Source organism: Xanthomonas sp. NCPPB 2933 (assembly GCF_056725225.1).
Genome location: NZ_CM161518.1, coordinates 4039697 through 4059257 on the forward strand (window position 1 = coordinate 4039697; position 19561 = coordinate 4059257).

The 19561-nt window shown below is 63.6% G+C and carries 20 protein-coding genes and 1 pseudogene; 3 read left to right on the forward strand and 18 right to left on the reverse strand.

Annotated features, from left to right (window positions below; genetic code table 11):
* Positions 1–13: 13 nt before the first annotated feature.
* The 7 genes and pseudogenes from hsdR to AC1PLU_RS16715 all read right to left on the reverse strand — a co-directional run bounded on the left by hsdR (position 14) and on the right by AC1PLU_RS16715 (position 5619).
* Positions 14–2458, reverse strand: a complete 2445-nt coding sequence (gene hsdR / locus AC1PLU_RS16685; protein ID WP_481106800.1) for an EcoAI/FtnUII family type I restriction enzme subunit R — start codon at positions 2456–2458, stop codon at positions 14–16.
* Between the two features lie 13 nt (positions 2459–2471).
* Positions 2472–3362, reverse strand: coding sequence for a restriction endonuclease (locus tag AC1PLU_RS16690; RefSeq protein ID WP_481106801.1), 891 nt, complete (start codon positions 3360–3362; stop codon positions 2472–2474).
* A 40-nt stretch (positions 3363–3402) separates the two neighbouring features.
* Positions 3403–3711, reverse strand: coding sequence for a type II toxin-antitoxin system RelE/ParE family toxin (locus tag AC1PLU_RS16695; protein ID WP_481106802.1), 309 nt, complete (start codon positions 3709–3711; stop codon positions 3403–3405).
* 6 nt (positions 3712–3717) lie between these two features.
* Positions 3718–3981 (reverse strand): YlcI/YnfO family protein, encoded by a 264-nt coding sequence (locus tag AC1PLU_RS16700; protein WP_481106803.1) that lies wholly within the window; start codon positions 3979–3981, stop codon positions 3718–3720.
* Positions 3982–4135: 154 nt separating this feature from the next.
* Positions 4136–4372: pseudogene (locus AC1PLU_RS16705) on the reverse strand (hypothetical protein); the annotation flags it as partial.
* A complete protein-coding gene (locus AC1PLU_RS16710) occupies positions 4362–4892 on the reverse strand; it encodes a MarR family transcriptional regulator (RefSeq protein WP_481106804.1) in 531 nt (176 codons plus the stop codon). The gene AC1PLU_RS16710 and the pseudogene AC1PLU_RS16705, both read right to left, overlap by 11 nt.
* A 130-nt stretch (positions 4893–5022) precedes the next feature.
* On the reverse strand, positions 5023–5619 hold the full coding sequence (locus AC1PLU_RS16715) for a TetR/AcrR family transcriptional regulator (RefSeq protein ID WP_481106805.1): 597 nt from the start codon (positions 5617–5619) through the stop codon (positions 5023–5025).
* 71 nt (positions 5620–5690) lie between these two features.
* Here AC1PLU_RS16715 and bdcA point away from each other — a divergent pair, with 71 nt between their 5' ends.
* A complete protein-coding gene (gene bdcA / locus AC1PLU_RS16720; protein WP_481106806.1) occupies positions 5691–6404 on the forward strand; it encodes an SDR family oxidoreductase in 714 nt (237 codons plus the stop codon).
* A gap of 46 nt (positions 6405–6450) precedes the next feature.
* Here the strand turns inward: bdcA and AC1PLU_RS16725 are convergent, their stop codons facing one another.
* The 11 genes from AC1PLU_RS16725 to AC1PLU_RS16775 all read right to left on the reverse strand — a co-directional run bounded on the left by AC1PLU_RS16725 (position 6451) and on the right by AC1PLU_RS16775 (position 17874).
* Entirely contained in the window at positions 6451–6747 is a 297-nt protein-coding gene (locus AC1PLU_RS16725; protein WP_168959491.1) for a type II toxin-antitoxin system RelE/ParE family toxin, read from the reverse strand.
* A 1-nt stretch (position 6748) separates the two neighbouring features.
* Complete coding sequence (locus AC1PLU_RS16730) at positions 6749–7033, reverse strand: CopG family transcriptional regulator (protein WP_104627855.1); 285 nt, start codon at positions 7031–7033, stop codon at positions 6749–6751.
* 331 nt (positions 7034–7364) lie between these two features.
* Positions 7365–10028 carry a M1 family metallopeptidase gene (locus AC1PLU_RS16735; RefSeq protein ID WP_481106807.1) on the reverse strand — a complete coding sequence of 888 codons (2664 nt, stop codon included), beginning with the start codon at positions 10026–10028 and terminating at the stop codon, positions 7365–7367.
* 174 nt (positions 10029–10202) lie between these two features.
* Complete coding sequence (locus tag AC1PLU_RS16740; RefSeq protein WP_481106808.1) at positions 10203–11495, reverse strand: adenylosuccinate synthase; 1293 nt, start codon at positions 11493–11495, stop codon at positions 10203–10205.
* A gap of 437 nt (positions 11496–11932) precedes the next feature.
* On the reverse strand, positions 11933–12118 hold the full coding sequence (locus tag AC1PLU_RS16745; RefSeq protein WP_238601828.1) for a DUF2065 family protein: 186 nt from the start codon (positions 12116–12118) through the stop codon (positions 11933–11935).
* A gap of 145 nt (positions 12119–12263) precedes the next feature.
* Positions 12264–12728, reverse strand: coding sequence for an REP-associated tyrosine transposase (locus AC1PLU_RS16750; RefSeq protein WP_115039971.1), 465 nt, complete (start codon positions 12726–12728; stop codon positions 12264–12266).
* A 422-nt stretch (positions 12729–13150) separates the two neighbouring features.
* The gene (gene hflC, locus AC1PLU_RS16755) at positions 13151–14014 is read right to left on the reverse strand and encodes a protease modulator HflC (RefSeq protein WP_023902980.1); all 864 of its coding nucleotides are present in this window, start codon (positions 14012–14014) and stop codon (positions 13151–13153) included.
* Entirely contained in the window at positions 14011–15153 is a 1143-nt protein-coding gene (gene hflK, locus AC1PLU_RS16760) for an FtsH protease activity modulator HflK (protein ID WP_481106809.1), read from the reverse strand. Before hflK ends, hflC begins: the two co-directional genes overlap by 4 nt.
* Positions 15154–15549: 396 nt before the next feature.
* On the reverse strand, positions 15550–15936 hold the full coding sequence (pilH, locus tag AC1PLU_RS16765; RefSeq protein ID WP_023902978.1) for a twitching motility response regulator PilH: 387 nt from the start codon (positions 15934–15936) through the stop codon (positions 15550–15552).
* 424 nt (positions 15937–16360) lie between these two features.
* Positions 16361–17257, reverse strand: a complete 897-nt coding sequence (locus AC1PLU_RS16770) for a DnaJ C-terminal domain-containing protein (protein ID WP_481106810.1) — start codon at positions 17255–17257, stop codon at positions 16361–16363.
* Between the two features lie 140 nt (positions 17258–17397).
* Positions 17398–17874, reverse strand: coding sequence for an Hsp20/alpha crystallin family protein (locus AC1PLU_RS16775; protein WP_095574891.1), 477 nt, complete (start codon positions 17872–17874; stop codon positions 17398–17400).
* A 159-nt stretch (positions 17875–18033) separates the two neighbouring features.
* Here AC1PLU_RS16775 and AC1PLU_RS16780 point away from each other — a divergent pair, with 159 nt between their 5' ends.
* Positions 18034–18516 (forward strand): peroxiredoxin, encoded by a 483-nt coding sequence (locus AC1PLU_RS16780; RefSeq protein WP_023902975.1) that lies wholly within the window; start codon positions 18034–18036, stop codon positions 18514–18516.
* A gap of 42 nt (positions 18517–18558) precedes the next feature.
* Complete coding sequence (locus tag AC1PLU_RS16785) at positions 18559–19119, forward strand: ferritin-like domain-containing protein (protein WP_481106811.1); 561 nt, start codon at positions 18559–18561, stop codon at positions 19117–19119.
* Positions 19120–19561: the final 442 nt, after the last annotated feature.

Consider the following 19561-nt stretch of genomic DNA (forward strand, 5'->3'; position numbering starts at 1 on the left):
GCCTGACAAACAATCAGGCCTGCTTCAATTCGTTCTGATCGTAAATTGCTTGTTCCAGCTCATGGACAGCTTGAGCGTATTGCTCGACGCCTCCAAAAATTCCGCGCCGGATCTGGGTTTTGCTTCCAAATTGATCGAACGGCGGTAATTCCAACACTTTGGCATCCTCGATGTTCTGCACACCATGATCAGCAAATTTCTCGAGCAAGGCTTCGAGGACTGCACGAGCTTGATCGCCGTACTTGCCGAACACATCGCGCTTCTTGACGTTGTTGGCCCGCTCTCGGCGGGTAAGGGGCGTCTGATCGAAAGCCACGTGGGCGACCAGATCGAATACATCCAGCTCGGTACCGTTGGGCACCGCCTGTTGCAGGACCGCAAGTGGTATGCCGTGATCGACAAGCTCTTCCAGAACGGCCTGCTTGCGCTCGGCGCGATTCCAGCGACGCAGGAAATCCGTAATCGTACCAAACTCAGTCTGAAGGGCCTTCTTGATGTCATCTCTCAACAGAACGCGGTAATCCTCGGTAATGAGCTTGCCGTCAGCATCGAGATACTGCGAGCGCTCGACGGCCACACGCACGTCTACATCGTCAATCACATACTTGGCGCGACCTTGACCACTGCTGCCGCTCGTATCGCTACCAGGGATATCGCCATCCGTCGCACCTGCACCATACGGTGGCGGCTCGGGCTCGCCAACAGCTGAAGCGTCGGCAGCGTTAGGCGGCGCGATATCGGGCGGAACAACGGACTCGTCAGGCTTTGGTTCATAGATCACCACGGGTTCGCCATCAAACTTGGGGTCGGCGAAAAGACGCGTGGCGCCTTTGAAATCCATGATGGTGAAATATAGCTTCTGATAGTCCTCACGCAAGCGGGTTCCACGGCCGATGATCTGCTTGAACTCAGTCATCGAGTTGATGTTCTGGTCCAACACGATGAGCTTGCAGGTCTTGGCATCTACCCCGGTGGTCAAAAGCTTGGAAGTAGTGGCGATGACCGGGAAAGGTTCGTCGTTATCGATGAAGTAGGAGAGCTGTGCCTTGCCTTCGTTATCGTCGCCTGTGATGCGCATGACGTAGCGTCGGTTGCTTGCAGCCGCAGGGATGAGCTTGACCAGCTCTTGCCGCATCCGCTCAGCATGATCCTGATCCTCACAGAACACGATGGTCTTGGCCATTGGGTCGGTGGCCTTGAGGTACTCCCAGACCTTGCTGGCTACCAAACGAGTACGCCTCTCGAGCACTAGGTTGCGATCGAAATCTTTGGTGTTGTACTGGCGTTGTTCCACCGCCTGGCCTAGCTTGTCGACTTTTCCCTTCTCCGGTGTGTAGCCGACAGCATCAACATCGGTGGCAATACGAATCACCTTGTAAGGCGCAAGAAATCCATCTTCGATGCCCTGTTTGAGCGAATACGTATAGACCTGCTCACCGAAGTAGGTGCTATTGCTCGCCTCTTTGGTTTCCCTAGGCGTTGCCGTCAGACCCAAGTGGGTGGCACCGCTGAAATAATCGAGCACGTCACGCCATGCGGAGTCATCGGCGGCGCTGCCACGGTGACATTCATCGATGACCACCAGATCGAAGAAATCGGATGGGAACTGGCGATAGATCTGCTTCCACTCCTCTCGACCTGTGACGGCTTGATAAAGCGCCAGATAGATTTCGTAGTTCTTCTTTACTTCGCGATTTGCGATCTTATGCATCACTTCGCCGAAGGGTGCGAAGTCTTGCTGCATGGTCTGATCAACAAGGATGTTGCGGTCGGCCAGGAACAAAATCCGCTTCTTGGCCTTGGCTTTCCATAAGCGCCAAATGATCTGAAAGGCGGTGTAGGTCTTTCCGGTACCAGTCGCCATGACTAGCAGCACACGCTGCTGACCTTTTGCAATGGCTTCGATGGCACGATTGACGGCGACACGCTGGTAGTAGCGCGGCTCCTTTCCTCTACCGTCCGCGTAGAACGGCTGCTCGATGAGTTTGACGGCAGGCGCTTCGACCAAGCACTTCCACTGCTGGTAGAGCGGCCACAGCTCATTCAAGGATGGCAGCTCGGTGAGGGACAGCCCCCGTTCGGCGGGCTGCGTCAGGCCAGTGCGGTCATGAAGCAGGAAACCGTCTCCGTTGCTGCTGATGGCAAAAGGCGCATCTAGCATCTCAGCATAGGCCAAAGCTTGTTGCATCCCGTGGCCGACTGAGAATTTGGCCTGCTTTGCTTCTATAACAGCAATCGGCACATTGGGGCGAGCGTAGAGCACGAAGTCAGCACGCTTTGGACCACCTTTTACGTCAGGGTTTTTGATACGAGACGCGAGCTTGCCGCGCACCATCACCCGACCATCAGTGAGATTCACCTCCTCACGGAACTGCCCCTGCTCCCAGCCTGCATGTAGCAAAGCAGGAACAATGCGTTTTGTGCAGATATCTCGCTCGCTTAGCGCAAGGGCATTCATTGCTTAGCTCTCCTTAGCTGTCGGAAGCAAGGAACCAAACGGGCTTCAGAGGCAGTTGTGTGCGAGCAGCGTCGCTGAGCTGCGCGTAATGCGTCGTCCATAGCTCCACCAATTTTCGAGCGTCGATCAAGTTGATGCGACGGTGCGACTGGCGCGCTTCGTAGTCGGCGTCCTTAGTGAAGCCAGACAAAGCGACGAACAAGCCGACGTCGCCATCCCCCAGAACGGCCATAAAGCTGCGCAGGCCGGTGACATCGATCCGCGGCGAGTTGGCATTACGCTTGACCTGCACCTTGATGCGTGGCGGGCGGGTGCCGAGCGGATCGTTGTAGGCAATGATGTCGGTGCCACCGTCCTTGCCGGGCGGTGCGATCCATGCAACGTGATACCCCATCGCCCGCAGCAGCGACGCCACGAGCTCTTGGAAGTCATACGGCGGCATCGCGGCGAGGTAAGCCTCGATCTCGGCCCATGCCATTTCTTCGGCTTCTTCCAGCGTGATGCTGGCCGATTCCTCGGTGAGCTCGCCTTCGGGATCGTCGACCTCGTTGGCGACGGGCTGGGCGCTCTTCCACTTCTTGTAGAGCTGGCCGACCGCACGGATGAACTGCTCCGGATCCGGGTAGGCGTGCAGCGCCGCTTCGCCCTCTGGCGTGAGGGTCCAGATGCCTTTGTCCTTGACCAGCCAGCCGGCCTTGACCGGCGCCACGGTGCTGAAGCGCACGATCTTCTCGAAGCGACGGCCGCCGGTTTCGTAGTCGCCCGCTTCGTGCTCGGTAAGCACGACCTGCTTTTCCAGCGCGGCCAGCGCGTCTGCGGCGCGCATGCCTTCCGGTTGGGTCTTGAGGATATGGAACAGCGCTCGGGTTAGTTCCCCCGTGCGGCGCCTGCTGATATTGGCCATCTACTTCCCCTGTGGCGCGGCGTTGGCGCTAACGCCGTGCTTAATGATAGTCGTCTTCACGCTGATGCCTGACTGCCAAAACGGTGACGACCTGATCGCTTTCAATCTCAAACAGCAGCACGTAGCCGCTGGCACCGAAACCGATCACCAGCTCCCGCAAGAACGGGTCTGCCACCCCCGCCTTGCGGCAGCTCAACGGGGCCAGTTCAAGCACGATAATGCCGTCGCGGATGGCCAGCAGCGCGCGCTCGGCCACGGTGAAGTCGCCTTCGGCACGCTGTAGCAGCCAGTCGTAAAGATGCGCGAGATCGTCGCGCGCTTGCTGAGTGAAACGGACAGAAAATCCCACGTTGGCTTAGCCCTTGCGCGCCTTATCCAGTTGAGACTGCAGCCCGGTCAGCACATCCTTCGCGTCGATATACTGGCCAGACGCCTTGGCGCTGTCACGCGAGGCCAGCCCACGGGCAATGAAGGCTTCCTGCTGCTGCCGCTGCTGCACCTGGGCGCGCACTGAGTGCTCGACAAAGCTGGAAAGCGTCTCACCCTCCTGCAACACGGCTTCAGCCGCTTCGCGCAGCGCCGGGTCTACCCGGAGCGATGGAAGAGATGCGGATTTCATGGCATACCCAGTGCGTTGCAATTGCAACGCATCATCGCAAGCGAGCGCCGGTGCTTCAAGGTTTTCTTTGCAGACCTAAGCCGACAATGCCGCAGCTACGCTGATGCAATGGCACGTAGACGCTGAAGCACAACGCTTGCGCGCTCCGGTTCGGCTGCATCTCGCGCGCAAAGCCCTGCGACTCCACACGCGCCTCGATACCGCGGAATCGGGACCAATCAAGGTTGACCACCGCATCGACGTCATAGGTGGCGCGGACGCTTTCCGCCAATGGATCCGACACCAGCAGGCCAACGACTGCGCCGCCAAGGAAGACTATGTGTTCGCAAAGCTCGCCTAGTGCATCCGCAATCACAAGCAGATGCGGCAAATTAGGATCGTCAGAGCGCATCGCTAAGCCCCAGTAACTGCTTGAGATAGCGCGCTGCCAGCGTGCGCTCGCGGGCGCGCCCGCTGCGCAGGGCGTCTTGCAGCGCCAGCAGCTCATACAAGGCAGGGTCGGCCATCGCAGCGTTGGGCACACCGGTCGACAACGGCGACAAGCTGGGGCCTTTGGCCGTGCCCTGCGCGCTTGGCCACACCGGTGCATCCCCTGGGGAGCTGGAAATGGCAATGGACAGTGGGGGCACGCCGAAGGCCGTAGGAATGCCACGCCTTAGCGGCCCGATGACGGCAGGAAAGGCGTAACGCACGCCGTGGACCGCAAACTCGTGCAGCGCCGTGCGCACCGTCTCCCACTCGCCGCGACTTTTTTCCAGCGCCAAGCCAGATGCCACCGCGCGCTTGACGCTGCGATGCACCTGAGAGGCGCTCATGCCCAGCGCTTCTCCAAGGGAGGCATAGGTCCAGGCCTGGCCCGGTTGGGCGACCTGCTTGTACAGCACCACCAGATCCTGGGGCTTCAGTTCCACAGCCAAGCCAGCCTTATTCCATATTCCGGAATATGGAATATCCGGCGAACAAGCTGTTTTTGCAAACAGTCTTTGCTGCACGCTCTGACCTAAATGAGGTCTGCCGCTCAACGGCAGAAGCCAGACACGCTCACCCAATTCCCCGCAGCGCCAACCGAAGCGCCTCCCCCGCCAGCCGCGCACTCGCCAACAGTCGCTCCAGGCTCTGCCCATGCCGGGCGCTGGCGGACAGCCCGGCCATGGTGGTGCTGACGAAATCCGCCAGCCGGTCTGCGTCGTGCGGGCACTGCTTGGCGATGTGGGAGCGAATCAGCTCCTGGGCCGCGACATGAAAGCCGCAGGCCGCTTCGCGCGCCTGCGCGTCGTTGCTGCGCGTGCCTTCCAGCACCAGGCAACCGGTGGCGGCGGGGTCTGCGGCGTAGCAGCGGGCGGCCTGCTCCAGTACGTCGGCCAGGGCGTCGGCTAGCGGGCGGTTGGCGTCCAGAATCTGCGGCAGCGGGATGGCACCGGTCTGCGCGTAGCGGTCGAGGATGCGCGCATACAGGCCGGCCTTGCTGCCGAAGGCGGCATAGAAACTCGGCGGGTTGATGCCCAGCGCCTGGGTAAGGTCGGCCACGCTCAGTGCGTCGTAGCCGCGCGCATGGAACAGCTGCTGCGCGGTGGCGACCGCTTGATCCGGGTCGAACGCACGCGGCCGCCCGCGGGCCCGGGAGGTTTCTGTAGTCATTGTTACAAAATCCTTGACGGCAGACGAAATCTATTATGTATTACTCGCTACATTAATTGCGAGGTGGGTGCATGTCAGCGTTCAAAGACAAGTCGGTGTTGGTGCTTGGTGGCAGCCGGGGGATTGGGGCCGCCATCGTGCGGCGCTTCGTGGCCGAGGGCGCGCGGGTGACGTTTACCTATGCCGGTTCTGCCGAGGCGGCGCAGCGCCTGGCCGGTGACACCGGCAGCACCGCGGTGCTGGCCGACAGCGCCGACCGCGATGCGGTCATCGCCACGGTGCGCCGCTGCGGGCCGCTGGATGTGCTGGTGGTCAACTCCGGCATCGCCTTGTTCGGCGATGCGCTGGACCAGGATCCGGACGCGGTGGACCGGCTGTTCCGCATCAACGTGCACGCGCCCTACCACGCCGCCGTGGAGGCCGCGCGGCAGATGCCGCCCGGGGGGCGGATCATCGTGATCGGCTCGGTCAACGGCGACCGCATGCCGCTGCCCGGTATGGCCTCGTATGCGCTGAGCAAATCCGCGCTGCAAGGGCTGGCACGCGGGCTGGCCCGCGACTTCGGGCCGCGTGGCATCACCATCAACGTGGTGCAACCGGGCCCGATCGATACCGACGCCAACCCGGAAAACGGGCCGATGAAAGAGCTGATGCACAGCTTCATGGCGATCAAACGCCACGGCCGCGCCGACGAAGTGGCCGGCATGGTGGCCTGGCTGGCTGGCCCGGAAGCGAGCTTTGTCACCGGCGCGATGCATACGATCGATGGTGCGTTTGGAGCATGACGCGGCGGCGTCTGCATTGGCTACGGCGATGAGGGAACTGCGGACATCACGGCCCCGCAAAGCCCGCCTCACGTTGCGAGCGAACGGCCAGCACAAACACCGTGTCGATCTGCGCGACATGGCAGTACAGCGCCAGATAGCCGTGCGCGCCGCGACCGATCACCAGTTCGCGCTTGTCGCCGCCAGCCGGCCGGCCGATCAGCGGATTGGTTTCCAGCACATCGATTGCCGCAATGATCTCGTGCAGGCGTGCTGCGACATGTGCGGCCTCATGGCGCTGGAGGTGGTCGAAGATCCGCTCAAGATCCTGTGCAACCTCCGGTGCCAGTTCGATACGCGCCATGCTACCGGGCTAGTTTGCGGGCCGTGGGACGCTTTGCCGGCTCGCCGGCCATGCGCTTTTCCAGATAGCCACGCATGTCGTCCCAGGCGATGGTTTTCCCGGACGCGACAATGCCGGCATAACGCTGCTCGGCAACCGCATCGAAATCGGCACGACGCTCGACCGATTCCGCCTTTTCGGCGATCGCTTCCAGGATGAAACTATGTGCCGTCGTGCCGCCCCGCTTCGCTGCTGCAGCAACGCGCATCTTGAGTTCGTCTGGAAGACGGATGGTTGTGGTGCTCATGAAATCCTCGAGCTTGTGCATTTCGTACGCGCGAATGTAGCACAGCTGTGTCACAACACCTTGCATCTACACCGCATGCCGGTTGCCGGCCCGCTCGAAAGCGACCGCGTCCGGGGGGGGTGCCTACGCGCCTCCCCCAGGGCGGACCGGGGCACTGCACTGACAGCGTGGATCACATAAAGCACTGCAACCAGGCGTGCGAGTCAGGGTCTCCTCACCCCCTTCTGCTTTTGCAAGCACGCCTCGCTCCCCACCTCCCGGTGACTGCCGGCCCGGCAAGGAAAAGCCCGGCAAGGCCGGGCTGTTTCCTGTGCTGCGATGACTGCAACGCTCAGCGTTTGCGCTGTTTCAACCACGCCTTGATCTGCGGCAATGACGCCGCCCGCAGCTTTACCCGCGTCTGGATCGTGTTGATGGCGTTGTCTGCGGCCTGCCGCGAGGTCGGCGCGATGTACTGGTCGGCATAGGCCTTGATCCGGTCGGCGGTGGCAAGCTCTGCCGAGTCCATGCCCAGGCCGGGGTAGTAGCGGGCACGCGAGGTGGAGTCCACCAGGGTGTCCACCTGCGTGCGATGCGCCACGGCGAAATCGAAGGCAAGCTCCGGATGCTGGGAGGCGACCCGGTCGATCATGCTCGCACCGGTCGTGGCGCCCGGTTCCGGTGTCAACGCCAGTGCCAGCGCGCGCTTGGCCAGCGCCTCGTCGTTGGGCATAGAGAGGAAATCGTAATAGGTGTCGCGCACCATCGACGAGGTTTCCTGCCTGGCCAAGGCATGCAAGGCGTCCCAGGTGGCGGTGTCGGCATTGCGCGCAACCGCACCCAGCACGCTGTCGCGCAGCTCCGGCGAAAGCGATGCGGGATTGGCCTGGAAGGCGGCAAAGCGCCGGCGCGCCTCTGCGATCACTGCGGCATCTCCCATGTCGCTGAGGCTGGCGATCAGGCGTGTACGCAGCTGCTGGATCTGCGCCGAGTCGCCCTCGCGGTTGTCCCAGCCCAGCGTTGCGAATTCGGCCGACAGGCGCGGCACGGCATAGGCACGCCACGCGGCGCGCGAAACCGGGTCGCGCTCGAAGCTGCCATCCACGCCATCGTAGATGCTGGCGACCATGTCCCAGACATCGGGCGATGCGCCGACCGCCACCTGGGCGGTGAGGTTCAGCACGTCGGCCTCTGCCTGTACGCCCGCGCCGGCCAGCGCGTTGGTGTCGTTCAACACGCCCAACTGGTCCACTACCGGCAGCGCGCCAAACCTGCTGGTTAGCGCCTTGAACTGTGCGGGCGCATACAAGGTGCGGAAGTAGCCCTTTTGCCCGGCATTGACCACCACCGGTGCGTCGCAGCCCGGCACCTGCACCTGGGCAGTGCCGTCCACCAGCACGCGCACCGGCGTGTTATCGCCGCTGCGCAGGACGACCGGCACATGCCAGCGCAACGGCTGCTTGTCGGGGCGGTCCAGCGTGAACTCGCCCTGCTCCAGCATCACCGTGGCCTGGCCGCCGACGCAGCGGCTGCCGGCCTTGATCAACGGCACGCCGGGCTGCAGGGTGAAGTCGTGCGCCACCTGGGTGAATTGCTTGCCCGGGGCCACTGCGTCGATCTGCTGCCACAACTGGTCGGTCACCGCGTTGCCGTACTGGTGCTGCTTGATGTAGCTACGCACGCCGGCACGCCAGCGATCCGAGCCGACGTAGTCTTCCAGCATGGCAATCACCGCCTCGCCCTTCTCGTAGGTGATGGCGTCGAAGGCCTGGCTGGCCTGCTCCACAGTGGCCACGTGCTGCACCACCGGGTGGGTGGTCGCATACGCATCGCGCAGCATCGCCGCGCGGCTCTTCTGGGCCGGGCCGGTCTTGTCGATATCCCATTCCGGATGCAGTTTTGCCGTGGTGCGCGCTTCCATCCAGTTGGCGAAGCCTTCGTTGAGCCACAGGTCGTCCCACCACGCCATGGTCACCAGATTGCCGAACCACTGGTGCGCGATTTCGTGGGCAGCGATGGTGAAGACGCCCTGCTTGTCGGTGATGTTGGACACCGCCGGATCCAGCAACAACGAGTATTCGAAGGTAAAAATCGCACCCCAATTTTCCATGGCGCTGAAGAACTGGCTGCGTCCGGGTGCGGCGATGTTGTCCAGCTTGGGCAGCGGGTACGGGACGCCGAAGTAGTCGTTGTACTCGTGCAAGACATCGCGGCCGGATTCCAGTGCGAATTGCGCCTGGTCCACCTTGCCCTTCTGCGCGATGACACCGATCTCGGTATCGTTGTCGGCGGTGACGGTGGAGCGTTCGAAATCGCCCACGCTGACGAACAGCAGGTATGTGGACATCTTGGGCGAGGTCTGGAACGCAATGCGGGTGCGCCCGTTCGCGCCCGGCCGGGACGAGGCAACGGGCATGTTGCTCACCGCCATCTGCCCGGCCGGCGCATTGATCGCCAGGTCGAAGGTGGCCTTGAAGTTGGGCTCGTCCCAGGAAGGAATGAAGCGGCGCGCATCGGAGTTTTCGAACTGGGTGAACAACGCGCGGCGCGCACCTTGCGCGGTGGTGTAATCCAGCGCGAACAAGCCGTTGGCCTGCGTGTTGATCACGCCGCTGTAGTCGATGGACAGCACGTACTCGCCCACTGCCAGCGGCTTGCCGAACGCGAACGTGGCAGTCTGCGCATCGGCATCGGTGCTGACCTTGGCCGTTTGCGGCTTGCCGCCTTTTTGCATGAGCGTGCCGCGCGCGAAGCTCAAGTTGGCCGCCTGCAACACGATGCGGTCGGTGGGCTGCAGCACGCTGATGTCGATGGCGACCTTGCCGTCGAACGTCATCTTGTCGGCGTGCGGAGTGATCTCCACTGCGTAATGCGTGGGCTTGGCCGTGCGCGGCAACTGGGTGGTGATGGACGAGGCATCGGCGCTCGTCGGCACGGGCGCAGCTGCGAAGACGGAGACAGCCGGACTTGTACCAACCAGGGCCAGTGCGATGGCGGTCACCAGGGGAAGACGCATGGGAAATTCTCGATGGGGGCGAAGTAGGCACGCAAGGGCGCCAGGCCGCGGATGATCCGCCGGAACAGTGCACGCAGGCATCGCCAAAAGTCATGCCAAATCTCAGTAATCCTCAAACGCCAACGGCCCGGACAAGCCGGGCCGTTGGACGATGCTGCGATTGGCGTCAGCCGATCAGGCGAACGGATCCTGCAGCACCATCGTGTGGTCACGATCCGGGCCGGTGGAGACGATGCTGATCGGGCAGCCGGCCAGTTCTTCCAGCGCGCGCAGGTAGGCGCGGGCGGCCACGGGCAGCTTGTCCCACTCGGTGATGCCGTGGGTGTTCTCTGTCCAGCCCGGGAACTCCAGGTACACGGGGGTGCATTCTTCCCAACCCTGCGCGTCCAGCGGTGCGTATTCGGTGCGCTTGCCGCGGTATTCGTAGGCAATGCAGACCTTGAGCTTTTCCATGCCGTCGAGCACGTCGAGCTTGGTGATGCACAGGCCGGAGATGCCGTTGATGGCCACCGCCCGCTTGAGCGCAACGATGTCCATCCAGCCGCAACGACGCGGGCGGCCGGTGGAGGCGCCGTATTCGGCACCGCGGTCGCGGATGCCCTGGCCCACTTCGTCGTCCAGCTCGGTGGGGAACGGGCCGCCGCCCACGCGCGTGGCGTAGGCCTTGGCGATGCCGAGCACGTAGTCGATGGCGTCAGCGCCCACGCCGGTGCCGGCCAGTGCGCCGCCCACGGTGGTGTTGGAGCTGGTGACGTACGGGTAGGTGCCGTGGTCGATATCCAGCAACGCGCCCTGCGCGCCTTCGAACAGCACGCGCTTCCCCTGCTTGCGCAGGTCGTGCAGGATGCCGGCCACATCGGACTTCATCGGCTGCACGTACTCGCCGAAGGCAAGCGCCTCGTCGAAGGTCTTTTGGAAATCCACCGCGTCCACGCCCAGGTACTTGGTCAGCACGAAGTTGTGGTAATCCAGCGCGGTGCGCAGCAGTTCTTCCAGCTGCGGCGGGTAATGCAGGTCGGCAATGCGAATACCGCGGCGGGCCACCTTGTCTTCGTACGCCGGGCCGATACCGCGGCCGGTGGTGCCGATGGCCTTGCCGCCGGCGGCCTTCTCGCGGGCCTGATCCAGGGCGATGTGATACGGCATGATCAGCGGCGCGGCCGGGGAGATCTTCAGGCGCGAACGCACTTCCACGCCGGCCGATTCCAGCTCGCCGATCTCCTTGATCAGCGCGGCCGGGGAGATCACCACGCCATTGCCGATCAGGCACAGCGCGTCGTCGCGCAGGATGCCGGAGGGGATCAGATGCAAGACGGTCTTCTTGCCGTTGATGACCAGGGTGTGGCCGGCGTTATGGCCGCCCTGGAAGCGGACGACCGCACCGATCTCTTCGGTGAGCAGATCGACGATCTTGCCTTTGCCTTCATCGCCCCACTGGGCACCGAGCACGACAACTGACTGACCCATGACGGGTGAACTCCTGAGTTTTGCTGCGGCCATCGGGGCCGCGGGATGGGACCGGTTCACGGCTGGCGGCGACACCTGGCGCGCAGCTCCATCGGGGAGCGTTGCAATGGCGCGAAAGCCCTGACACGGAAAAAGCCGAACGGAGTGCTCTGGTTGGAGCGTGCCCGGCCGGCTTTTGTGCATTATCCGGGTTTCGGGTGGCAGGCACTACCCCTTGGCGAACGGCGGATCGGGGACGGGTCAGATTGCGGCTGGCCGTCGGCTGCGCGGTGCTCCGAGCGCTGCCGGCCCCTAGCCTGGGATATCAACGTAGCGACAATCCCAACGCCCATCGTGGGTCGTAGGAGCGCACCCGGGCGCGACAGGCATTACCGGTGAAGCAGTCGCGCCCAGGTGCGCTCCTACGCTGCCCGTTGCGGTCGGAATGGACCACCTACTCAGTGGCGCACGATCCACAGCGCGATCGCGCCCAGCACCAAGGTGACGCCGCCAATGGCGCGCAGTTGGGCGGTGGGGATGCTGAACAGTTGCTCGACCATGCGCTTCCAGGCGGCGGGCACGGCAAACAGCAGCAGGCCTTCGATGACGGCGATCAGGCATAACGCGGACAGAAACTCTTGCATCACCAACACCATCGCAACGTGGGAGATGCAGTGTGCCCGGTTCGGCAATCCAACAAGCCTCCGCACGTCGTAGGAGCGCACCTGGGCGCGAAAGGCATTACCGGGAAAGCGATCGCGCCCGGGTGCGCTCCTACGCTGAGGTGTCTCAGAGCCAAATTGCGTCCCAGAACGGGTAGTCACCTACGCGTGTGACCAGCCCGGCCCGCAGTGGATTAGCGATGAGGTAACGCGCCGCTGTGTGCAGGTCGTCGTCTGTGCGCAACGCGTGGTCGTGGTAGCTGCGGCTCCAGACCGGTGCGTGATGCTGGCGCTGATCGTTCACTGCGCGTGCTGCGCACGCTTTCATACGTGAGACGGCATCGGCCAATGAGGTGGCGCTTCCAAGTTGCAACAGCCAATGGACATGATCCGGCATCAATACCCAGGCGAGCAGCCTGGCATCGGAGGGCGTTGCTGCGGTGAATGCCCGGCAGGCTGCGGCTGCAAGCAGAAAATCTGCGAACACCGCTCGGCGCTGCCATGTCGTGGTGGTCAGCAGGTAGGCGCTGTTGGGTGAAGAATGCCTGCCGCGACGCAGCGCGCGATGCCCTGGAGAGTCGATGTTGGCCATGGCGCGATGCTGACGGCCTTGAACAACGCGGGATATCGGCGGTTGCCGCGTTCTGCGCTAGGGGATCTATGTGGCGACTGACTGTCAGAGGCAATCAGCAGGGTCCGCCGCCGCTAAGGCTCGTCGCGCCCGGGTGCACTCCTACAGGGCCTAGTCTGACCGACAAAACGGGAGAGGCGCTCCAGGCATCTGCGGATCCCGGACATGACCATCACCATCGCAGTCCACGCAAGGCCATGCCCCCGCCCCCAGCCACACGCGCCAAGCGTAGGAGCGCACCTGGGCGCGACGAGCATTCCCGGTAAGGCGGTCGCGCCCGGGTGCGCTCCTCCGGTTGGGGCGCGCGCATGCATGCTCGACAGTAAGAGGCACATACAAAAACGCCCGCATTGCGCGGGCGTTTTTGTTCTAACGCAAAGCGATCAACGATCGCTCTTGAGGTACTGCAGGAACGGGTCGTTCTTGTCCAGCACCACCACGCCGTTGCCGTCGGTCATGGAGCCGCGATAGGCCTCCAGGCTGCGGTAGAACGCGTAGAACGACGGATCCTTGGAGCCGGCCTGGCCGTAGATGCGGGCGGCGTCGGCGTCGCCTTCGCCGCGCAGCTTCTGAGCGTCGCGCTCGGCGTCGGCCACGATCACGGTGGACTCGCGGTCGGCCTGGGCGCGGATGGTCAGGGCCTGCTCTTCGCCTTCGGCGCGCAGCTTGCTGGCTTCCTGCTTGCGCTGGGCGCGCATGCGCTCGTAGACGTCGGTGATCACCTGGCTGTCGGTCGGCAGGTCGATCTGCTTGATGCGCAGGTCGGTGATCTGCATGCCCAAGCCCTTGATGGCGCCGTTGATGCCCTTGAGCTGGTTGGCGATCAATTCGCTGCGGTCGCCGGAGACCAGCTGCTGCAAAGTGCGCGAGTTGATCTGGTTGCGCAGCGAGTCGGTGATGATCGGGGCCAGGCGCGAATTGGCCACCGACTCCTCACCACCGGTGGCGCGGTAGAACGCCCGCACATCGGAGATGTAGCCGATGGCGAAGAAGTCCACGCTCACGTCTTTCTGCTCGGCGGTGAAGTAGCGCGCCGGGGCGGTGTCCAGCACCTGGAAGCGGCGATCGAACACGCGCACCGATTCCACCACCGGTAACTTGAAGTGCAGGCCGGGCTTGAGGTCGGCACGCACCACGCGGCCCAGGTTGAGCACCATGGCGGTCTGGTCTTCGCGTACCACGAACACCGAGCCCATCAGGGCCAGCAGCACGGCGACGATCAGGCCGATGACTAGCGAATTTTTCATTGTTCGGTTCCCTCACGGCCGGTCGGGCGCGGGCCGCGCTCTGGATTGCGGATGCCCTCGCTGCTGCCGCTGCTTTGCGGCGGGTTCAACAGCACATCCTGCGGCACCATCGACGGCATGCTGCCGCTACCCGCAGTGCCACTGTTGTTGGCGGGCTTGTTGACGTCGGCCGGCAGCGGCACGTAGATGACCTGACGGCCATCGCTGCCGATCACCTTGCGGTTCTCCGAGAGCACCTTCTGCACGGTCTCCAGCCACAGGCGCTTGCGCGTGACCTCTGGGGCGTTGGCGTACTGCTCCTGCAACAAGGTGAAGCGGTCGGCGTCGCCCTCGGCCTTGGAGACGGTCGCCTGCTTGTAGCCTTCGGCGCCGGTGCGGGTGCGTGCACCCTGGCCGCGGGCTTCAGGCACCACCTTGGCGGCGTAGGCCTGGGCCTCGTTGATCAGGCGCTCGCGCACCTGCTGGGCACCGTTGACCTCGTCGAAGGCCGGCTTCACTTCTTCCGGCGGGCGCGCGTCGGGCAAGGTCACGCCGGTCACCGACAGACCGGTGTTGTATGCATCCAGCGCCGCCTGCAGACGGTCCTTGGACGCAATGGCCAGCGGGCCGCGGTTGTTGAGCACGGTATTGAGGTCGGAACGACCGACCTGCTCACGCACCGCACTTTGCGCCGCCTGCTCCAGCACCAGATCGGCGTTGCGCGAACCGAACAGATACTTGCGCGGGTCGCTGATCTGGTACTGCACGTTGAGCGAGACGTTGACGATGTTCTCGTCGCGCGTCAGCACCGGCACCTGATTGCTGAAGGTCTTGATCTCGGTGGCGTTGACCTTGCGCACCGACTCGACCGGCCACGGCAGCTTGAAGTTGGGGCCGGGCTGGAGGATGCGCGAGAACTGGCCGAAGCGCAGCACCACGCCACGCTGCTGCTCGCCGATGAGCTGGAAGCTGGAGAACAGCACCATCAGCACCACCGCGACCAGGATCCAGCGCCACACGCCGCCATCGAACAACTCTTTCAACGGGGCGGGCAGATTGCCCCAACCACCACCGTTGCCACCACCGCGCGGGCCCCAGGACCTGCGACGGTTGGGATCCGGGCCGTCTCCGCCCTTGTTGCCGGGTGTGTTCCAGGCCATGCACGCTCCATGATCGAGGGGCTGCGCGGGCCAGTCCCGCAGTGCCGCCGTGTTGTGTGATTCGATGATTCTACTAGATGGGGCAGACCCACCGTTTTGAAAGGCCCCAATTGGTGCATCGGCGGTTTAGCCGGTGGGGTGAATTAAGCCGGTGGCGGGGGTGGCGGGCGGCTCGGGGCGCGGTGTCGGCGCGATTTGGGGTCAAGCGTCGGAGCGTGCGCGCTGGAGTTGGCAGAGGGTGATCAAGCTTTCGCGCCGCCACGATGTCCGAACGGCACCAGCAGCACAGCTGGCTTTGGCATCAACGCCAGATGGCGCGTGGTTGCCGCGATGACACGGCAGCTTGTGGTCGCGCGAAACGAAGACGCCAACTTCGCTCGCATCGCGCCAACGCACTTACGCAGTCGGCGGTTCGTCTTTCTGGTTGAACACACGCTCCATCACTTCCAGCAGTTCGTCTTCGGAGAACGGCTTGGTGATGTAGGCGCGGGCGCCTTGGCGCATGCCCCACATGCGGTCGGTGTCCTGGTCCTTGGTGGTCACCAGAATCACCGGAATGTGCTGGGTGGTCGGTTCGCGCTTGAGCGTGCGCGTGGCCTGAAATCCATTGAGGTTGGGCATGACCACATCCATCAACACCAGATCCGGCAGCGAGGACTTAGCCGCTTCCACACCGGCAGCACCATCGGTGGCGGTGATGGTTTCGTGCCCCAGCTTCTCGACGATGCGCTGAATCCCCAGCAGCTGCGACGGCGAGTCGTCGACGATCAGAATGCGAGCCATGTGTTTCCCCTAGTGTGCGCGGCGAGTGTAGTGCGCCGGCCGCGCTTACGGTAGCTGGGCCCAGGACAGGCGCTGGATGCTTGGCTAGGCTGTTGCGATGTGCGATTTGGCGGCACGTTGTTTTTCGTCGCGGGCCGCTACTGGCGTACTACGTCAGATAGGGCACAGTTGGATTCAACAACCTCGCAGATGGTCGTTAGTTGATGCTTCGCTTTCTTGCCGTACCCTCATCCCAACCCCCGCTCCGCGCCCCGGCCCGCGCTAGCAGCGCGGGCGCTCCAAGGCACGCGCGCCAGTGGCGCGCAAGCAGCGCCTTGTCGCCCCGAAGGGAGAGGGGCTTTGATTCCCTTCTCCCATCGAGAGAAGGTGGCGCGTAGCGCCGGATGGGGAGGGGCTTGGTCTCGCTTGCGCTGTTTGGTCCAGCTCACACCGTCTCGCCGAACGCCTTGGCCAGATTGCGGTACGCCTTCTTCTGCGCATCGTCGGTGGGCGCCGGTGCAAGAATCTCCAGCTCCACGATCTGGTCGCCCGGGGTGGTGCCCGGCAAACCGCGGCTACGCAGGCGCAACTTGCGACCGGCGTCCGACTCGGCCGGCACCTTCAACTCCACCGACCCGCCCAGGGTCGGCACGCTGATGGTGGTGCCCAGCGCGGCCTGCCAGGGCGTGACCTGCAAGGTGTACAGGATGTTGCGCCCGTCCACCTCGAACTGCGGGTGCGCGGCGTATTCGATCTCCAGCAGCAGATTGCCGCCACCATTGCCCTGCCCGCTCAGGCGGATCACCTGGCCGGGCTGGACGCCCTTGGGCACGCGCACGTCCAGCTGCTTGCCGTTGATGGTGATGCGCACGCTGTCGCCCGCATACACCGCTTCCAGCGGCACCGCCAGCTTGGCGCGGGTGTCGCCACGCGTTTGCGAGCCGGGACCTGCGCCAGGACCGGCACCCGGGCCACGCGGACGGCCGCCGCGCTGGCCGGCGAACAAGCTTTCGAAGAAATCGCTGAAGCCGCCACCGGCGCCGCCGTTGCCGAACACTTCCTCGTACTCGTAGCCCTGCCCGCCGTTGTAGTTGGGCGGGGCCTGGAACTCGTCGCCCGGGCGGAAACCCTGCGCCTTGAGCTGGTCGTAGGCCTTGCGCTTTTGCGGGTCGCGCAGCGCCTCGTAGGCTTCGTTGATCGCCTTGAACTTGTCTTCCGCGCCGGCTTCCTTGCTGACGTCGGGGTGGTACTTGCGTGCGAGTCGACGGTAGGCCGTCTTGATCTCCGCATCGCCCGCGCTCGGCTCGACGCCCAGCGTTGCGTAGTAATCCTTGAATTCCATCTAATCACCTCTGGAAAAAAACGGCCCGCAGCCAAGGCCACGAGCCAGTCATATCGCAGCCGGGCGGGCAACCGCACCTATTCTACGGTGCGGTTGCCGCCGGGGAGCGAAGCCGATGACTTCGCTCCAGGTTCGTCGCCTTACTGCACCGTGCCGCCGTTGGCGTCCTGGCCGTTGCCGACCTGGATACGGCGCGGGGTGGCCGCCGGGCGCTTGGGGATGCGGATTTCCAGCACGCCATTGTGTCCGGCTGCGGTGATGCCGTCCGGGTCGGCGCTGTCGGGCAGCGCGAAGCGGCGGTGGAAGCTGCCGTAGCGGCGCTCGATGCGCGAGAAGCGCTCGGTCTCGGTGCTGGACTCGCTGTTGCGCTCGCCCTTGATCGACAGGATGCCCTTGTCCATCTGCACCTCGATCTGGCTCGGGTCGATGCCCGGCAGATCGGCGTACAACACGAAGTGGTTGGGCTCTTCCTTAATGTCCACGCGCGGCACCCACTGGGCGGTCACCACCGCCGATTCGTCGGTGTCGCCGTTGTGCTCGAAGAAACGGTCGAACACATGCTTGATCTCGTTTTGCAGGGCGTGGGTGGGCCACTGTGGATAACGAACGATGTTCATTGCGAGCCTCCATTAGGTTGGGTGAAGGGCCAGCTGCCGCGGCGTGCCGTTGCGCCGGCCATGTGCGTCAGATAGGCGTCGCGTTGCGGATTTCAAGCGTGTTGACGCGCTTTTCCCTTGCCCTTTTCTAGAATTCGTTCAGCCACAGGAGCACATCGCATGACCATCCACGTTGGTGACCGCATTCCCGAAATCGTGCTCAAGCGCTTGCGTGAGGGGATCGAAGCAGTCGATACCCATACCTTGTTCGCAGACCGCAAGGTGCTGCTGTTCGCGGTGCCGGGCGCGTTCACCCCGACCTGCTCGGCCAAGCACCTGCCGGGCTATGTGGAGCACTTCGAGCAGTTCCGCAAACGCGGCATCGAAGTGCTGTGCACCGCCGTCAACGACCCGTTCGTGATGCAGGCCTGGGGGCGCAGCCAGCTGATCCCCGATGGCCTGCACATGCTGCCCGATGGCAATGCCGACCTGGCCCGCGCACTGGGCCTGGAAGTGGATGCCAGCGGCTCTGGCATGGGCCTGCGCTCGCGTCGCTACGCGTTGTATGCCGACGATGCGGTGGTGAAAGCCCTGTTCGTCGAAGAACCCGGCGAATTCAAGGTGTCTGCAGCCGATTACGTGCTGCAGCACCTGCCCGATTGATGCATTGATTCCCCCGCCCACTCAGAAGGAAAACGGCCAGCCATGTCTACCCAGCCAGCCAAGCAACTCCCCGCCGGTATCACCGACACCGCCACCTTGCGCACCCGCGCACGCCAGAGCATCGAAGACGGTGCCGTCACCGAGAGCTACCACGCAGACCGCGAGGCGGTGATCGACCTGCTCAACACCGCACTGGCCACCGAATACGTGTGCACGCTGCGCTACTACCGCCACTACTTCATGGCCAAGGGCATGCTTGCCGACGCGGTCAAGGGCGAGTTCCTGGAACACGCGCAGCAGGAGCAAGCGCACGCGCACAAACTCGCCGAGCGCATCGTGCAACTGGGCGGCGAACCGGACCTCAACCCGGACACGCTGATCAAGCGCTCGCACGCCGAATACAAGGAAGGCACCGACCTGCGCGACATGGTGCGCGAGAACCTGATCGCCGAACGCATCGCCATCGACAGCTACCGCGAGATGATCGATTTCATCGGCGACAAGGACACCACCACCAAGCGCATTCTCGAGAGCATCCTTGCTCAGGAAGAAGAGCATGCCGACGAGTTTGCCGACATGCTGGAAGGCTGGATTGGCGAGTGAGGTGATGGTGGTTGATGCCTCAGTGCACCGCAACCTACATTGATATCGCGTCGTAGCGTCGTTTGGATGCGGTCAAAGGCTCAGATCAAAAGCTCAGGTCATGAGCCTGATTAGTCGAGGGCGCGGTGCCCTCGCCGCTTGCGTGACACGCCGCAAGTACATCCGTGTAGGCTCGGTGGCGGCATCCATGCCGCCACACGGTCCCGCAATCGGTGAGGACACCACGCCAGAAAGTTAGTCGGCCGCTTTGTTGAAAACATGCACACCGACCATCTCCACTGGTCCTTGCCCGCCCACCCTCGCAGGACCTTACGCGGCATGGATGCCGCGTAAGAGCCTACATGGAGGTACTTGCGGCGTGTCCTGCGATGGTGGGCGGGCAAGGGCCCTGCAGCAAACTCACAGCATCAAGAGCGCAGCGAGGACACCGCACCAGACAGGT

Excerpts from the sequence above, each read along its gene's own strand:
- AC1PLU_RS16775 (WP_095574891.1), bottom strand. The coding sequence starts at position 17,874 with ATGAACATCGTTCGTTATCCACAGTGGCCCACCCACGCCCTGCAAAAC.
- hsdR (WP_481106800.1), bottom strand. The coding sequence starts at position 2,458 with ATGAATGCCCTTGCGCTAAGCGAGCGAGATATCTGCACAAAACGCATT.
- AC1PLU_RS16745 (WP_238601828.1), bottom strand. The coding sequence starts at position 12,118 with ATGCAAGAGTTTCTGTCCGCGTTATGCCTGATCGCCGTCATCGAAGGC.
- AC1PLU_RS16700 (WP_481106803.1), bottom strand. The coding sequence starts at position 3,981 with ATGAAATCCGCATCTCTTCCATCGCTCCGGGTAGACCCGGCGCTGCGC.
- AC1PLU_RS16725 (WP_168959491.1), bottom strand. The coding sequence starts at position 6,747 with ATGGCGCGTATCGAACTGGCACCGGAGGTTGCACAGGATCTTGAGCGG.
- hflK (WP_481106809.1), bottom strand. The coding sequence starts at position 15,153 with ATGGCCTGGAACACACCCGGCAACAAGGGCGGAGACGGCCCGGATCCC.
- AC1PLU_RS16740 (WP_481106808.1), bottom strand. The coding sequence starts at position 11,495 with ATGGGTCAGTCAGTTGTCGTGCTCGGTGCCCAGTGGGGCGATGAAGGC.
- AC1PLU_RS16780 (WP_023902975.1), top strand. The coding sequence starts at position 18,034 with ATGACCATCCACGTTGGTGACCGCATTCCCGAAATCGTGCTCAAGCGC.
- AC1PLU_RS16735 (WP_481106807.1), bottom strand. The coding sequence starts at position 10,028 with ATGCGTCTTCCCCTGGTGACCGCCATCGCACTGGCCCTGGTTGGTACA.
- AC1PLU_RS16730 (WP_104627855.1), bottom strand. The coding sequence starts at position 7,033 with ATGAGCACCACAACCATCCGTCTTCCAGACGAACTCAAGATGCGCGTT.
- AC1PLU_RS16750 (WP_115039971.1), bottom strand. The coding sequence starts at position 12,728 with ATGGCCAACATCGACTCTCCAGGGCATCGCGCGCTGCGTCGCGGCAGG.
- AC1PLU_RS16770 (WP_481106810.1), bottom strand. The coding sequence starts at position 17,257 with ATGGAATTCAAGGATTACTACGCAACGCTGGGCGTCGAGCCGAGCGCG.
- pilH (WP_023902978.1), bottom strand. The coding sequence starts at position 15,936 with ATGGCTCGCATTCTGATCGTCGACGACTCGCCGTCGCAGCTGCTGGGG.
- bdcA (WP_481106806.1), top strand. The coding sequence starts at position 5,691 with ATGTCAGCGTTCAAAGACAAGTCGGTGTTGGTGCTTGGTGGCAGCCGG.
- AC1PLU_RS16690 (WP_481106801.1), bottom strand. The coding sequence starts at position 3,362 with ATGGCCAATATCAGCAGGCGCCGCACGGGGGAACTAACCCGAGCGCTG.
- hflC (WP_023902980.1), bottom strand. The coding sequence starts at position 14,014 with ATGAAAAATTCGCTAGTCATCGGCCTGATCGTCGCCGTGCTGCTGGCC.
- AC1PLU_RS16715 (WP_481106805.1), bottom strand. The coding sequence starts at position 5,619 with ATGACTACAGAAACCTCCCGGGCCCGCGGGCGGCCGCGTGCGTTCGAC.
- AC1PLU_RS16785 (WP_481106811.1), top strand. The coding sequence starts at position 18,559 with ATGTCTACCCAGCCAGCCAAGCAACTCCCCGCCGGTATCACCGACACC.